The 15,290-nt window shown below is 66.7% G+C and carries 15 protein-coding genes; 8 read left to right on the top strand and 7 right to left on the bottom strand.

Features of this window, described 5'->3' with window-relative positions; genetic code table 11:
* Position 1: 1 nt before the first annotated feature.
* From CFB43_RS31125 to CFB43_RS31110, 4 genes are all read right to left on the bottom strand, one after another.
* Entirely contained in the window at positions 2-634 is a 633-nt protein-coding gene (locus CFB43_RS31125) for a LysE family translocator (RefSeq protein ID WP_089497909.1), read from the bottom strand.
* A 210-nt stretch (positions 635-844) separates the two neighbouring features.
* On the bottom strand, positions 845-1,714 hold the full coding sequence (locus CFB43_RS31120) for a PASTA domain-containing protein (protein WP_089497908.1): 870 nt from the start codon (positions 1,712-1,714) through the stop codon (positions 845-847).
* 108 nt (positions 1,715-1,822) lie between these two features.
* Entirely contained in the window at positions 1,823-2,155 is a 333-nt protein-coding gene (locus tag CFB43_RS31115; RefSeq protein ID WP_041493406.1) for a DUF2322 family protein, read from the bottom strand.
* Positions 2,156-2,353: 198 nt separating this feature from the next.
* A complete protein-coding gene (locus CFB43_RS31110; protein ID WP_089497907.1) occupies positions 2,354-3,055 on the bottom strand; it encodes a flavin reductase family protein in 702 nt (233 codons plus the stop codon).
* Between the two features lie 227 nt (positions 3,056-3,282).
* Here CFB43_RS31110 and CFB43_RS31105 point away from each other — a divergent pair, with 227 nt between their 5' ends.
* On the top strand, positions 3,283-3,609 hold the full coding sequence (locus CFB43_RS31105; protein ID WP_039369742.1) for a thioredoxin family protein: 327 nt from the start codon (positions 3,283-3,285) through the stop codon (positions 3,607-3,609).
* Positions 3,610-3,619: 10 nt separating this feature from the next.
* A complete protein-coding gene (locus CFB43_RS31100; RefSeq protein WP_089497906.1) occupies positions 3,620-4,039 on the top strand; it encodes a secondary thiamine-phosphate synthase enzyme YjbQ in 420 nt (139 codons plus the stop codon).
* 53 nt (positions 4,040-4,092) lie between these two features.
* Here the strand turns inward: CFB43_RS31100 and atsR are convergent, their stop codons facing one another.
* The 3 genes from atsR to CFB43_RS31085 are packed head-to-tail and all read right to left on the bottom strand — an operon-like array spanning position 4,093 to position 7,328.
* Positions 4,093-5,913, bottom strand: coding sequence for a hybrid sensor histidine kinase/response regulator AtsR (atsR, locus tag CFB43_RS31095; RefSeq protein WP_089497905.1), 1,821 nt, complete (start codon positions 5,911-5,913; stop codon positions 4,093-4,095).
* Positions 5,910-6,413, bottom strand: a complete 504-nt coding sequence (locus tag CFB43_RS31090; RefSeq protein ID WP_089446952.1) for a molybdopterin-dependent oxidoreductase — start codon at positions 6,411-6,413, stop codon at positions 5,910-5,912. Before CFB43_RS31090 ends, atsR begins: the two co-directional genes overlap by 4 nt.
* Positions 6,414-6,455: 42 nt before the next feature.
* Positions 6,456-7,328 carry a response regulator gene (locus tag CFB43_RS31085; RefSeq protein ID WP_089497904.1) on the bottom strand — a complete coding sequence of 291 codons (873 nt, stop codon included), beginning with the start codon at positions 7,326-7,328 and terminating at the stop codon, positions 6,456-6,458.
* A gap of 359 nt (positions 7,329-7,687) precedes the next feature.
* On the opposite strand from CFB43_RS31085, the gene CFB43_RS31080 reads away from it, so the two are divergent.
* From CFB43_RS31080 to CFB43_RS31055, 6 genes are all read left to right on the top strand, one after another.
* Positions 7,688-8,275 (top strand): tetratricopeptide repeat protein, encoded by a 588-nt coding sequence (locus CFB43_RS31080; protein ID WP_089463341.1) that lies wholly within the window; start codon positions 7,688-7,690, stop codon positions 8,273-8,275.
* A gap of 121 nt (positions 8,276-8,396) precedes the next feature.
* Positions 8,397-9,224, top strand: coding sequence for a hypothetical protein (locus tag CFB43_RS31075; RefSeq protein WP_089497903.1), 828 nt, complete (start codon positions 8,397-8,399; stop codon positions 9,222-9,224).
* Positions 9,225-9,347: 123 nt separating this feature from the next.
* Positions 9,348-10,385: a hypothetical protein gene (locus CFB43_RS31070; RefSeq protein WP_089498203.1), complete on the top strand. Its 1,038-nt coding sequence runs from the start codon at positions 9,348-9,350 to the stop codon at positions 10,383-10,385.
* A gap of 337 nt (positions 10,386-10,722) precedes the next feature.
* The gene (locus CFB43_RS31065; RefSeq protein WP_256990141.1) at positions 10,723-13,782 is read left to right on the top strand and encodes a hybrid sensor histidine kinase/response regulator; all 3,060 of its coding nucleotides are present in this window, start codon (positions 10,723-10,725) and stop codon (positions 13,780-13,782) included.
* A gap of 118 nt (positions 13,783-13,900) precedes the next feature.
* Positions 13,901-14,083, top strand: a complete 183-nt coding sequence (locus tag CFB43_RS31060) for a hypothetical protein (RefSeq protein ID WP_179254950.1) — start codon at positions 13,901-13,903, stop codon at positions 14,081-14,083.
* 441 nt (positions 14,084-14,524) lie between these two features.
* On the top strand, positions 14,525-15,214 hold the full coding sequence (locus tag CFB43_RS31055) for a response regulator (RefSeq protein WP_089497901.1): 690 nt from the start codon (positions 14,525-14,527) through the stop codon (positions 15,212-15,214).
* Positions 15,215-15,290 lie beyond the last annotated feature (76 nt).

The raw sequence follows: 15,290 nt of genomic DNA, 5'->3' as shown, positions 1-15,290 counted from the left end.
ACTACTGCCGCCCCGCCACCGCCAGCCGCGCCGCCAGCCCCACGAACACCGAGCCGAGCAGGTACTGCGGCAGCTTCGACGGGCGGCGGCGCGCGCCGATCCGCTGGCTCAGCCGGCTCGCGGACAGGATGACCGCGCCGTTCACGACGAAGCCGATCAAGTTCAGCACCGTCGCGAGCACGAGAATCTGCACGGCGATCGAACCGTGTCCGGGTCGCACGAACTGCGGAAACAGCGCGAGCACGAACAGCGCCATCTTCGGGTTCAGCAGGTTCGTCGTCAGCCCCTGGCGGAAGATCGCCGCGCTCGAGTGGCGACGCGGCGACGCGACGGGCGACAGCGCGGTCGCATCCGAACGGAACGTCTTCCACGCGAGATACAGCAGATAGGCGGCGCCCGCGAAGCGCACGGCGTCATAGGCGAGCGGCACAGCGACGAAGAGCTGCGACAGCCCGAGCGCGGCCGCCAGTGCGTGGCAGTAGGTGCCGGCCTGGATGCCCGCGAGTGTCGCGAAGCCTGCGCGGCGGCCCTGGCTCACGCTGCGGGACGCGATCAGCAGCATGTCGGGGCCCGGCGTGGCAGTCAGTGCGAGACACGCGCCGGAGAACAGCGCGAGCGTGGGGAGGTCGATCATGGGAGTCCCTTTTGTGGATGCCGCGTAAAAGGGAGGTCAGTTTAGGAGGGCACGCGAGGCCGGTCAATCGAACGAATGGACGATGGTCTGGCCGGCCGTTGAGGCCGATCGTCAACCCCGATGCGCTGCCTGCGGCACGCCGATCGTGCCCGCCGCTGCATCAACGGCATACGCCCATGCAGCGCCTTGCGTGCGCGATCGCCGCACGGTTCAAGGCTTGCGGCAGGCCACCTGATAATCGATCACGGTATTCGCCGACGGCTTGTCCGGCTCGCCGCCGACCGTCGTCACGCCGAGCACGCCGGCTGCATTTCGGTAGCGCAGCGCGCAATAGCCCATGCCGGTGCCTGAACACGCTTCGGCTTCGATGATGCCGTGCTTCGCGAGCGTCGCCGCGCCGTCCATCGCATCCGGCTTCTCGCGCGGGCGCAGCGGTTGCCAGCCTTTCGCGATCAGGATCCGGCGCGCGACGTCGAGCGGCTTGCCGTACACGTTGGGCACGACCACGCGGCCTTGGCAGTAGGTGCTTTCAGCCGCGACCCGGGTCAGACGCAGGCCGCCGTTCTCTTCGTGAAGTTCGCCGACGGGCGGCGCCGGGCCGTCGCCGCCCCAGATCAGCAGCGCGCCGCTTTCCAGCCGATCGGCCGTGCCGAGTTGCCAGCCCGCCTTGCGCGCCGTGTAGCCGAGCGCGACGAGCGTCGTGCCGTCGAACACGCCGACGTTGCCGTTGCGCGCGAAACAGATCGCGCTCGTGCCGGCACTGAATCCGCTCGCGAACGTGACGACCGTGTAGCGGCCGAGCGGCGCTTCGGACGTCACGATCCAGTCGCGCTTCGCGACTTCACGGCCGGCCGCGGTGGTCGTCTTTGCGCGATATTGCGCGCAGAACGAGTCGAGCGAACCGTTCTCCGGCGAGTGCGGCAGCACACCGAGCGGCACCAGTGACGCGCCCGCGATATCGGAGGTCGTACGCAGCGTGTCGGCCGACGCCGTACCGCCGAGCGCGGCACATGCAATGGCTGTGATCGACACGATCGGCGCAAGACGGCGGGCAAACGGCAACGCAACGAAACGGGACACTTGGGTGGTCTCCGGGGAAAGGGGCACGGGCGCGATGATCGCGGGTTTGCGCCCGCGTGTCATGATCGCGCGCACCGGCCGGCAGCGCACCAGCGTGCCACCGATGACTCAGCCCTTCGCGACGACGTCGATCCTCAGCGCTTCGCCGCCGTCGACGATGGCCAGCAGGCGATCGACGTTCGGATGTGCGCCCGGGCGGTTGCGTGCGTCGGCCGTATGTTCGGCGAACACCGCGAGGCCGTGCTCGGCGGCTTTCGCGTCGAGCGTGCCGAATGCCTGCTTCAGGTAGTGGTACACCGCGAGCGAGCCTTGCTTGCCCGGCTGGTTCTCGATGGTCGCGACCACGTCGCCGTTCGCGCCGACGAGATCGATGCGCGCGACGCCGTCGATGGCCGGCAGTTGCGCGAGATTGTCCTTGAATACTTGGGTCGGTTGAATCACTGAAAACACTCCGTCGGTTCGGTCAGGGGCCAATGAGCATGGCCGGCCGTATCTTATCCGATCGGCCTTTGCGCACCGGTCGGCACGTGGGCGCCGGCCGTGCACCACGCCAGCGCCGGGCTATCGTCCGGCGGCAAGGATGCGGCTCAGGCATACGCGGTCGTTGCCCCAACGTGCCGGCCATCGCGCTCCACGCCACTACCGCCCCGCGCCGGCCGGCACGCCCGCATCACGCGAGCGCTCGATGTCCGGGCTGCGATATGCGCGCTCGGGAATCTCGGCGAGCCGCGAGGCATGCACCTGATGCGGCGTCAGGCCGTAAAATTTTTGGAAACTCATCATCAGCGGCGACCACTTGTCCGGATCGATGCGGTCCGCATGGCCGTCCATCAGCAGGTCGGGATGCACGTGCACGCGCTGGATGCGCAACTCGAACACGCGGATGTGGCCACGCACGTCGGGCGTTTCCTCACCGATCCCGTGCGTGGCCGCGACGACCGCTTCCATATGCACCGGGCATTCGAGCGCACGCGGTGGCGCGACGGTTTGCGAGGCCGCCTCGGTGAGCCCGGCCGTGCCGAACTTGTCGGGTTCGTACACGTAGCCCTTCGCGCGCTTGCCGTCCGGCACCGGGCAGGTGCCCGTCGTGCGCGCGATCCGGTCGACCGCGTGCGCCTGTGCCGACGACGGCAGGTTCAGTACGCACTCGCCGGTGCGCAGCAGGTTGCGGGTGGTCTGCGAACTGGCGGCGATGCCGATCACGCCGCGCCAGCCGAGCCAGAACGCGGACGAGATCGGCGCGAGATTGGCGGAGCCGTTTTCGTTCCGCGTGCTGACCAGCACGACGGGCGTGCCGAAATAGAGGATGTTCGGTTCGGTGACGCAATGCGGAGCGTTCATGATCGGTGCCTTCGTTGAGGGATCAGTCCGCATGCTGATCCTGTCGCGACGGCGCGGCGCTCCGAATCTTGTCGTGTCATTCCGGAGGTGGGCAGGAACGCCCTTTGCGCCGGGCAGGACGCCCGGCATCGCGCGGGCTTTTCCGCTACAGTAGGAAATCGCAGGCCGCGCCCGCCGCGTCACACGGGCTCGCGCGGCCCTGTTCCGCCAACGCACACGAGGGCCTGATGGATACCGAGCAACGCTACACCGCCAACGCGCCGACGCGCGCGGAAGTCGACGCACTTGGCGGCCCGACCGTCATCGAATTCGGCGCGAACTGGTGCGGGATTTGCGCAGGCGCGCAACCGGCGATCGTCGCGTCGTTTTCCGCGCACCCTGCCGTGCGGCACCTGAAGATCGAGGATGGCCCGGGCCGGCCGCTCGGCCGCTCGTTCGGCGTGAAATTGTGGCCCACCCTGGTGTTCCTGCGCGATGGTGTCGAAGTCGCGCGCGTCGTGCGGCCCGCCGACGCGAAGCAGATCGAAGCCGACGGCTTCGCTGCACTGGCCTGAGGTCACGACGATGCAACAGGCGATCACGCATATCGGCATCGACACGCGCGGCAGCGGCCTCGTCGAATTCACGTCGCAGGTGCGCGCGTTCGTCGACCAGCAGGTCATCAGCACCGGCCTGCTCACCGTGTTCTGTCGCCATACCTCGGCATCGCTGCTGATCCAGGAGAATGCCGATGCGTCGGTGCAGCGCGACATCGAGCGCTACTTCGCGACGCTCGCGCCCGAGGACGCCACGCGCTACGAGCACGACACCGAAGGCACCGACGACATGCCGGCGCATCTGCGCACGGCGCTCACGCAGGTGCAGTTGTCGATCCCGGTCGAGCAGGGGCGCATGGTGCTCGGCACGTGGCAGGGGATTTACCTGTTCGAGCATCGCCGCGCGGCGCACCGCCGCGACATCGTGCTGCACCTGATCGGCGATTAAGCGGCAACCAGCGCAACAAGCGGCAACCAGCGGCGCAACGCCGGCACACCGGCTCAGGCGAGCAGCTTCTCGACGAGCGCGCCGAGTTCGCGCAGGTGGACGGGCTTCGGCAGGAATGCGTCGAATACCTGCTTGTTCTCGCGCAGTGCAGCCGATTCATATGCGCTGACGCCGAGGATCGCCGGATGCCGGCCATCGTCGTTGGGTACCGCGACCGTGCGAATGCGCCGCGCGACTTCGAAGCCGCTCAAGTCCGGCAGCTCGAGATCGATCACGACGATGTCGTAATGGCCCGTACCGAAGCGCGCGACGCCTTCCTGCCCGGTGCCGCACAGCTCGGCGTCGATGCCGAGCGCCGACAGCATCGCGCCGAGCGTTTCGCGCGCGTTGTCGTCGTCGTCGACCACCAGCGCGCGCCGGTCGCGGTGCACGGATGCGTGCGGCAGCGCGAGCGCGTCGCCGGCCGCGTGGCCGGCGGTGTCGATGCCGGGCACTTCGGCCGGCAGCGTCACGACGAACTCGCTGCCTTCGCCCACGACGCTGCGCACGTCCACATGCCCGCGCAGCGTCGTCACGATTTCGCGCACGACGGCGAGCCCCATGCCGATCCCGTCCACATGCAGTCCGACCGCGTCGTTCGCGCGATAGAACGGCTCGAAGATCTTCGACAGGTGCGGCTTCGCGATGCCGGTGCCCGTGTCGCGCACGGCGATCTTCAATTGCGGGCCGGCCGGCGCGTCGGCGAGCGTGATCGACACGTCGATCGACCCGCCGAGCGTGTACTTGACCGAGTTCTCGATCAGGTTCGACAGCACCTGGCGCAGCAGCTTGCGATCCGAACGGATCGTGAGGTCGTGCGGCTCGACCTGCTGCGCGATCGCGATCCGCTTGGCAGCGATCTTCTCGCGCAATGGATCGAGCACCTCGGCGAGCAGCGACGCCATGCCGACGGTTTCCCGTTCGGCGAGGCGCTTCGTCGAGCGCAGCTTGATGTAGTCGGTCAGATCCTTGACGAGCGCCTCGAGCGACAACGCGGAATTCTGCAGCCGCCGGATCGTCTTCAGGTTCGCCTCCGACTGCGGGCGCGCGAGCAGGATCTCGACCGATCCGCAGATCGCCTGCAGCGGCGTGCGTAACTCGTGGCTGACCATCCCGAGGAATGCGTTCTTCGCCTCGATCATTTCGAACGCGCGGTCGGACGCCTTGCGTTCCGCGTCGAGCGCCGCGTCCTGCCGCTCGAGCAGGTCGTCACGCGTGCGCATCGTATAGAACAGCAACAGGAACAGCGCGCACAGGATCACGCCGAGCACGATGCCGAGGATCAGGATCGCGCGCTGCTTTTCCTTCAGCTGATGGAACGTGAAGTCGCGCTGCGCCATTTCGATCGCGCGGAAATAGTTCGCGAGCCCGTTGACCTTCGGCCAGTACGCATTGACCTCGTCGATGACCTGCTGCGCGCTTTTCGGCGAATCGCGCAGCAACGGGACTTCGCGCTTCAGGCGCGTCATGAATTCGCCGAGCGCGTCGATCTCGTTGCGCGCGCGCGGGATGCGCAGCCAGTATTCGGACACTTCCGACGGCCGCTGCAGAAAGCCGAACGACACCGACAGGCTGTCGAGCTGCATCTGCACGTGATTGAAGTCGTCGTCCTGGTGTGTCGCGTAGAGGATCAGCTGCCGGTCGAACCGCGTATAGACGTTGCGGTATTGCGCGGCGGTCCAGAACACGCCTTCGCGCGGCCCTTCGAGCACGCCCTCGTTGACCGAGGTGGCGAGCAGGTCCCACAGCAGGAACGCCCACGCGGCGAACCCCATGATCCACAGCGCGCCGAGGACCAGGATGATTTTTCTATTTTTCCATCGCCGGCGTTTCATTTCACCGTCAGGCCGATGATCTGCCACGCGAACTTGGCTTCGCCGAGCGGCGTCTTCAGTTCATCGGGATACTGGTCGCGCGGGTACATGATCCACAGCGGGCCGTAGTTGTCGTTGCCGAGCACCTTGCCGTTCATCGTCCGCGCGAGGATCACGCCGTAGCGATCGGCGTCGGACACCGGAATCGTGAACGTGTACTCGTCGATGCAGCGGAACTCGATCTGCGTGCCGTGCGCGCCGACGGTCTTCAGGATGTCGGACAGGCGCGGGCCGGTGAAGGCCGCCTTCGGCGTCCAGCTCGTCGACGTGACGATCGTGTGCTGCGGCAGCGCCATCAGCGCCTGCTCGGAAAACACGTACGCCGTCTTGCCCTGCTGGTTGTGCTTGTCGATCTTGCCGTCGACGGTGAACGTGAACGACGAAGCGGCCCAGGTCGCGGCGGCCATGCCGAGCAGGCAGGCCGTCAGCAGGCGCTTGGTCCAGATGGTCGAGATTCGCATGGGTTGCCCTCGGTCGTGCGGTGGTGATGTGTCGTTGTGGTCTCAGTTCGCCGCGGCCGTGGCCGGCAGCGTGATCTTCAGTTCGCGCGCCACTTCGGCGAACAGGATCGGCAGGCGCACCGGCTTTTCCTCGCAGCGCGCGTTGTAGTGCGACACGATGTGCGCGATTTCGTCCTCGCTGGCTTCGCCGGTCGAGATCTTGCCGGTCAGCAGGAAGATCGGCGCGCCGCTGTTCTCGCTCGAGCGGATGCCGCGCACGAGTTCGGCGGCGGTCTGGTCGCCGAGCATCCAGTCGAGGATGTAGCCGTCGAAATCCTCGACCTCCAGTGCCTTGCGGAATGCCGCACCGTCGAAGTACGGAATCGCGTTCACGCCTTTCTCGATGAAATATTCACATACCGTCTCGGCGACATCCTGCGAATCGTCCACCACGGCGATGCGTGCCGCATACACGTTCGGCTGGGTCGAGCGCAGCTCGATGACGTCGACCGGATACGTGCGGCCCTCGCGCGCGTGCTGACGCTCGGTGATCAGCCATTCGCCCTGCCACTGCAGCGCGACGAAATCCGTCTCGCTCTGGCTGCTGGCCTTGGTCGAGATCGCGGCGCGGCAGCGAAAGCGCCGCGATTCGATCACGAGTGTCGCGTCGATCATCTCGGCGGCGGCCGGCTGCGTACCCTTGTCGTCGAGCAGGATCGCGGGCGGCACGCCGAAGTGCGTCGCGATGTCCTGCAACTGCGACAGGTTCCACGGGATCAGGCCTTTCATCTTGCGCGTGACGACCGAGAAGCTCAGGCCGAGCACGTTCGCGATCGTCGTGTTGTGACTTCGCGGCGGAATCCCGTTCCGGTTCAGTAGGTCGCGCACCTTGTTGGCGGTGATCAGATCGACGTTGGCCTGCTCGCTGTTGGACATCTCGATGGGGTCTCCAGGGGTTTTTGGCGAGGGTGAGCATATCAAAACTGACGTGTCATGCAAGCTTTGAAAAAGCGAATGACCTTGACATGCCTTTTTTCTTCATTATTATTGCTCACCACGTCACTATTGTTTGTCGCGTCATGTTTGGAGATCGATGCCGGCGACAGCCGGAACAACGAAAAGCGACAGCAATGAAGCAGTGACGGAACGATTCGAAGAGAGAACCTGAGAGAGCCTTGGAGTGCGTGTCGGCGTCGGCGGATTGTATCCGTTGCGCCGCGCGCCGCCGGGTACGAGCTCGCGGGGGTGGATAGCTCGAAGAATTGCGGCGCCAATAAAACCTGAGGAAAGTAACAATGTACCGCCGTTTGATCGCATCGGGGCTGCTGTTGCTATTGGCCGCGTGCGCGCAGGATCCGTCCCTCACCAGCAACACGGTGCGGATCTGCGACGACACCGGCTGTTCCGACCGTCCTAAAGATCAGGTCTCCTATCAAAAGAGGGACGATTCGGAAGACCAGGAAAGCCCGCGCATCGCTGCGCTGAAGCAGACCGCGAAGACCCAGCCGAAGGCCGCCTACGACCTCGGCCTGCGCTATTTCCGCGGTGACGGCGTGCGCCAGGACAGCTACCAGGCACTCAAGTGGATGCGCGAGGCCGCCGAGCGTGGCGACCTGCAGGCGCAGAAGGCGCTCGGCAGTTTCTACCTGTTCGGCCTCGAGGAAATGGGCTCCGATGCGCGCGAAGCGGAGAAGTGGCTGTCGATCGCGGCCGGCCGCGGCGACAAGGAGTCGAAGAAGCTGCTCGATCTGGCGCGCAAGGCCAAGAAGGAAGACGAAGAAGACTGGAAATGGCGCACGGAATGGCGTGATCGCTATTACGGCTACTGGTACTCGGGCTATCCGTACTACGGCGTCTGGCAGCAGACGTACTGGTACTACTGACCGGGGCTAAAGCAACGGGGGCAGCAGCGGGGAGACCACCATCGCGCGCCAGCCGGGGGGCTTATCGAAGTTCGCACGAACACATAAGCCGAACAACGACTCTAAATCGATCGACAACGACATGAAGACCATCCTTTCCCAACGTCTCACTCAAGGTGCGCTGGTGGCAGCGCTTTGCGCGTCCGTGGCAGGCTGCGGCGGCGTGGTGACGCCCGGCGGCCAGAACGCGGGCGTGACCGGTGCCGCCGCGGGCGGCGCGAGCGCCGGCGCCGATTCGCAGCTGCAGCGCTGCACGTCGCCGCTCGGCACGATCGCTGTCGATGATGGCCGCAACGCCGACTGGTGGGGCCCGTTCGGCAGTGCGACCAAGGTGACGAGCATCGACCCGCTGCTGCGCCTGGCGGTGCAGCAGTCGAACTGCTTCGTGATCACGTCGATCGGCAACCAGAAGAGCGACGCGCGCCTGTCGCGCATCACGCAGCTGCAGCGCAACTCGGGCGAGTACCGTGCGGGCTCGAAGCAGCAGAAGGGCCAGCGTGTCGCGGCCGACTACTACATGGAACCGCAGATCGTCATCAACGATTCGCCGATCGGCGGCATCGGCAGCATGATCGGCGGGCTGATCGGCAACAGCGCGGTGGCCGCGGTAGCGGGCCATCTGCAGACGAAGGCGTCGGTCGTGACGCTGACGCTGTTCGACGTGCGCTCGGCGGTGCAGATCGCGGCGTCGGAAGGCAGCTCGACGGCGACGAACTACGGCGCGGCGCTGGGCGGCTTCGGCGGCGGCGTGGGTGGCGGGCTCGCCGGTTTCTCGACGACGCCGGAAGGCAAGGCGACGGTCGTTGCGTTCATCGATGCGTGGAACAAGATGGTCGTCGCGCTGCGCAGCTACAAGGCGCAGGACGTCAAGGGCGGTCTCGGCCGCGGTGGCCAGCTCCAGGTCAACTGACGTCCACGGGCCGGCGGTGCGCCGCCGGCCGATTCCTGATTCGTGATGCTTGACTGTCCGTGCGCGCGGCGTGATCCGCGCGTGCCGGCTTCGTTCGTCCTTTTTTGCACCCAGGTGATCCCGATGAAAGCCGTTGCCCTGATCGCATTGACCTGTCTGGCGCTGACCGCTTGCGGCGGCGACGATTCCTCGCCCGCGGCGTCCGGTGGATCGGGCACGAGCAACAACGGCGGCACCGGTGGAACCGGCGGCACGGGTTCGGGCGGGACGGGAAGCGGGGGCAGCGGTGGTTCGGGCGGTTCCGGTGGCTCGGGCGGCTCGGGCGGCGGCACGCTGACGTGGCGCTACGAGGCGCAGCCCGTCGCGGCCGACAAGGCGAGCTTCCTGACGCTGGTCAACAGCGAAGGCGCGAAGGGCTACCGCTATCTGGGCGACTATTACTACAGCGCGAGCAACGGCGGGACGCAATCGATCTTCGTGAACGACGGCACCGCGCAGACCTACACGTACCAGCTGCAGAACGCCCCGGCCGACATGACGTCGTTCGTCAACACGGCCAATGCGCAAGGGTCGAGCGGCTACCGCTACGAAGGGCCGCTCACGTATGGCGACCTCTATCGCAAGGACGGCGGCTCGTCGGCCACGTACACGTACACGACGACCGGCTTGCCGGCCGATGCGAATGCGTTCCTCACGCAGGCGAACGGCCAGGGCCAGTCGGGCTACTGGTTCCTGGGGCCGATCGCGGTGGCATCGGTGCAGGCGAACATCTACATGAAGAACAACGCGTCGAGCGCGACCTATACGTACGACGCGCTGGCGCCGGCGTCGACCGTCAGCGACTTCATCGCGCAGGCCAACAGCGAAGGGGCGAAGGGGTATCGCGCGAAGGGCGCGATGGCGTTCGGCACGGCGATCTCGTGGGTCTACGTGAAGGACCAGACGCAGTCGCCGACCTTCACGTACCAGTCGGCCGCGATCCAGTCGACCGGCGCGAGCTTCGTCCAGCAGTCGAACACGTTCGGCGGGCAGGGCAGCGCGTATCTGAGCGACATGGCGCTCGGCACCACGCCGCCGCTCGCGATGGCGTCGTTCTATTTCACGCCGAAGAACTGCACGGGCTTCCTGTGCACGACACTGAATCCGCTCACGCAGAACTGAGCGAACGACGCGGCTGCGACAGCCGCCGGCCGGGCATTATTTCGAAGCGGGGCGAGAGCCGGAGTTCGGCGCTCCCCCGCTTTTTTGCATCCGGCGCAGATCCGGCAATCACGGACATCGTTCTGACCCTCGCCGACCGGATGGGGGGAGGATTTCGTTCAAGTTCCAAATCAAAATTCAATCATATTGGACTTGTACTAAATCGTTCATTCCGGACTGATTTTAGGAAAACCGTTTGGCATGATCGTGGCATTCCAATTCCCTGGGCCACTTTCGTCCGCGATACCGGAGCCGGATGCAGACGCGTCCCGGTGCTCCGGCGTCGTCGCATTGCGACATGCCATACAGTCCGCTCCAATCCATCCGCCGCTATCAGAACATCTCGGTGTTCGGCGGCGGGATCGTCGTCACGATCCTGATCCTGATCGCCTGCGCGCTCGGGATGGGTTCGATCGTGTACGGCTATCTCGATGGCGAGCGGCACAATTTCCTGACGGGCATGGTGCAGACGCTCAACGAGATCAAGGTGAGCGAGACGTCGTTCCGCAACGGCGTGACCAATGCACAGCTGATCTGGCGGGAGACGGAGCCGGCGCCCGAGCGCGTGATCGATGCGTTCTACGAAGACGGCGAGCGGGCCGCGATCAAGCCTTATCCGTCCGTCGTGTTCGGCGTGTCGACGCAGCCCGCCGATCGTACCGAGGTGGCCCGCTACCTGTCGCTGTCCGTGCTGCTGGCGCGCATCTGCGCGGCAAGCTCGATCAATCGCGGGCATACCCTTGTCGGCTATCACTACAGCACGCGCACGAGCCTGCTCGGGCTCGTGCCGGATACCGGCGCCGGCGGCGGCGCGCTCGCGACGCCGGAGGGCCGCGCGCGCGTGATGGATGCGCTGCGGATCGATTTCGGCGCCGTCCCGGCGCAGGAGGGCGGCACCCCCGGTCGCCCGCACGTGCGCTGGCTGCCGCCGTTCATCGATCCGATCTCGGGCGCCGCCCGCATCCGGCTCGCCGCGCAGGCACAGGCCGACGGCGAACCGTTCGCGGTACTCGTCACCGAATACGCCCCCGAGCATCTGCTGTCATGGCTGCCCGAGCATCCGGTCGACGGCGTGTTCTTCGTGACGACCGGCGACAATCAACTCGTCGCGGCGAGCCCCGGCGTGGCCGGCGACGAAGCACGCACCGCCCGCCTGCTGGCGCTCGATCCGTCGCGCGATCGCACGAAGCCCGAGCAGGCCGCGTTCCGCGACGGCTTCGTGATCTTCCACGGCACCCTCGATGCGACGGGCTGGACGCTTGCCTATGCGTTGCCGTGGACGGACGTCGTCGCGAACGTCGCGTGGCGTGCGAGCCTGCTGCTCGGCGCGTCGCTGCTCACCATCGCGATCATGTGGATCCTGCTCGTGCGCTTCCATTGGCGTGTGTTCGCGTCCGTCTACGCGCGCTCGCAGCGCGTGTTCGACAGCGAGGCGCTGTGCCGCAGCGTGATCGAAACGGCACCGGTCGGCCTCGGCCTGATCTCGCGCGCCGACGGGCATTTCATGCTCGTGAGCCCCGCGCTGGCCGAGATGATCGCGCGGCTCGGCAGCGACTACCGCACGCTGTCCGCGCAGGCCGTCGCGCGCTACGACGCGTTCATTGCAGGCGGCGCGGCCGGCGGCACGCTGCAGACCGATCTCGTGCTGGCCGACGCGAGCGCAGGCGCCGCGCCGCTGCATCTCGAGGTGAGCGCGTGCGGCGCGCGTTACCAGGAGATCGACGTGCTGATCGTCGCGGTCGCCGATGTCACGGCACGCCGGCAACTCGTCCGGCAGCTCGAGGAAGCGGTGCGCGCGGCCGATTCGGCGAATGCGGCGAAGTCGTCGTTCCTCGCGGCGATCACGCACGAGATCCGCACGCCGCTCAACGTGATCCTCGGCAATCTCGAACTGCTCGACCGTTCCGCGCTGGATGCGTCGCAGCACGGCCGCGTGCAGACGCTGCGCACGGCAGCGTCGGGCTTGCTCACGCTCGTCAGCGACATCCTCGATTTCTCCAAGATCGAAGCCGGTGCGATGACGGTCGAAGCGATCGTGTTCGACGTGATCGGCGTGATCGAGCGCACGCTCGGTGCGTTCGCGCCGGTCGCGAAGGCGAAGGGGCTGTCGCTGTTCTGTGAAATCGACGCGAGCGACACGCAGCGGATGCGCGGCGATCCGACCCGGCTCGGGCAGGTGCTCGGCAACCTGCTGAGCAACGCGATCAAGTTCACCGCCAGCGGGCATGTGCTGGTGCGCGTGTCGGTCGCGTCGGCCGGACGCGGCAGCGCCGAGCTGTCGATCGCGGTCGAAGACACCGGCATCGGCATCGCGGGCGCCGATCGCCATAAGCTGTTCAAGGCGTTCTCGCAGGTCGACGCGTCGATCACGCGCCGCTACGGCGGCACCGGGCTCGGGCTCGCGCTGTGCGATCGCCTCGCGGCCGCGATGGGTGGGCGGATCGACGTGGCGAGCGTGCCGGGCACCGGCAGCCGTTTCACGTTGACGCTGCCGCTCGGCATGGCGGTCGTGCCGCTCGACGCGCATCCCGCGCGCGGCGCGCGCGTGCCGGTGATCGTCGTCGCGCGTACGGAATGGCAGCGCTTTGCGTTGCCGCATCTGCGTGCATGGGGCTTCGACGTCGACGCATACGAGCGCCCGGCGCGGATCCCGGCTGACCGTCGTGCGCGGGCCGCCGCGATCGTCCTGTTCGGCGATTCGGATGCGTGGTCGCGCGCGGAGCTCGATAGTCTGGGCGGTGACGGCCCTGTCGTGTTCGCCACACCGGACGGCCCGCCGCAAGCGTACCGGGCGGGCAGGACGATACGCGTGTCGGGTTATGCGCTGGGCGGCTTGAAGGCTGCGCTTGCGCAGGCGATGGCCGACGCCGGCGGCCTGGCCGCGCAACGGCCGGCGAGCAAGCACGTGGAAACCGTGCGTCCGGGCGCATGGCACGTGGTGCTCGCCGGCATCGATTCCGTTAGCAGCACGCTGTTGCGGGAGCAACTCCACGTGCTTGGCTGCGAGGTGCAGGCGGCCGGTTCGGCTGAAGCGGCGCTCGACCTGCTGGCCACCGGCGCGTGGCACGTGCTGCTGGTGGATGCCCGCCTGCCGGACATGTCGGTCTGCGCGCTGGCGAACGCCGTGCGCGCGCTAGGCACGGATTGCGACGTGGTGGTCGTGACATCGCATGTCGCGCCCGGTGACGGGCAGCGATATGGCGACGCGGGAATCGGCTGCGTGCTCACCAGGCCGGTGACGCTCGCGCACCTGCGCGGCGCGTTGGCGGGCCTTGGCCGGCGGTGCGGCGTGCCTGAGGGCGGAGAAGGAATACAAGAACAGGACGTCGCGAATTTCGCGCATGGCGACACGACATGAATGGGGATCGTGTGTCGCGGCCGAAGGTGGCGGGGTCCGAAGAATGGAAGGCAGCGCGCCGCATCGGCAGGAGCGGCGCAGATCAATCAGGAGAAAAGAGGGGGAGACCGTGCGCTATATGGTGAAAGTCTTCGTAATGCTGCTCGATTTCGCCACGCTTCCCGAGAAGTCCAGAAAGGATTTTCTCGGCAGGATGAACGAATTCATGATCATGTCGCCGCAACAGAAGCGGCGCGCGATCACGGAGTGGAAGCAGGTGCTGGAGGAGCGGGGCGAGTCGGATGAGGGGACGCACAGATAGTCACGGCGGGTAGCACGCCGGTGTGCAATGGCTGTGTGACGGGTGCGCCGCCACGCAGGCGGTCACGACGGCGCTGCGGCAAACCGGGCGCCGCGGTGCATCGCACCGGGAGCCTGCGGCGTGCGTCGTCGTCCGTTTCACCCGCGCCCGTGGTGCTTCCCTGCAAGCGTATGCTGATCGTCAACAGCCGGGTGCGTGCGCCCGGTATCCGCATGCGGGTCACGTCACGGGGCGGCGCGGAACACGGCCCGCCTCTGCCGGTCAGCCAATGCTTACGGTCTTGTCAGTGTTTTATCTTAAAATCGAGGCGCGCTAGCATTCTCCGATGTATCGAAGCGACGGTCGACTCGACGGCCCGTCCGCTGGATGGAACGGAGCCGCGGCCCGCATTGGCGGCCGCCGGCGTATGCGCGATCGAAAGCCTCGGGGAGAACAGGGACCATGGATGAATTCTTTGTGCGTGTGATGGTGGCGGACGACCACCCATCATCCGCGATGGGCATGTCGCAGGCGCTCGCGGAGAGCAGCACGATCCGGCTCGTCGGCTCCGTGTCCAATTCGACCGATCTCGTGGCGGCGCTCGACGAGAAACCGAGCGACGTGCTGGTGGTCGACTACGTGATGCCGGGCGGCAAGTTCGGCGACGGCCTCGTGCTGCTGTCGTTCCTGCAGCGCCGCTATCCGGCGCTGAAGCTCGTGACGATCACGATGATCGACAATCCGAGCGTGCTGCACGCGATCCGCAAGCAGGGCGTCGGCTGCATCCTGAGCAAGTCGGATGCGATTTCCCATCTCGTCGGTGCGGTGCATGCAGCGTACGTCGGCGCCAACTACCTGTCGCCGTACATCAAGCAATTGCTGGAGTCGGCGGGCACGCTGGATACGGCACGCCCGCTCACGACACGCGAGATCGAGGTGGTCCGGCTGTTCGGCGCCGGCTATACGGTCGGCGAAATCGCCACACAGCTCCATCGCAGCAAGCAGACGATCAGCTCGCAGAAAACGAGTGCGATGAAGAAGCTCGGCGTCGTGCGCGACGCCGACCTGATCCGCTATGCGAGCGACGGCAACCTGCCCGACACACCCGTGTCGGACGTACCGGCGCCCGATGCGCCTGCCGCAAGCGAATAGCCGGCAAGCCGAATGCGGCCCTGCCGGATGCATCGACCATTGCGTCGCACGGCGACGGGCGATCCGGCCGAGCGGC

Origin of the sequence: Burkholderia sp. AU15512 (genome assembly GCF_002223325.1) — a bacterium.
Lineage (GTDB): Bacteria > Pseudomonadota > Gammaproteobacteria > Burkholderiales > Burkholderiaceae > Burkholderia.
This window is presented reverse-complemented; position numbering and strand designations above follow the sequence as displayed.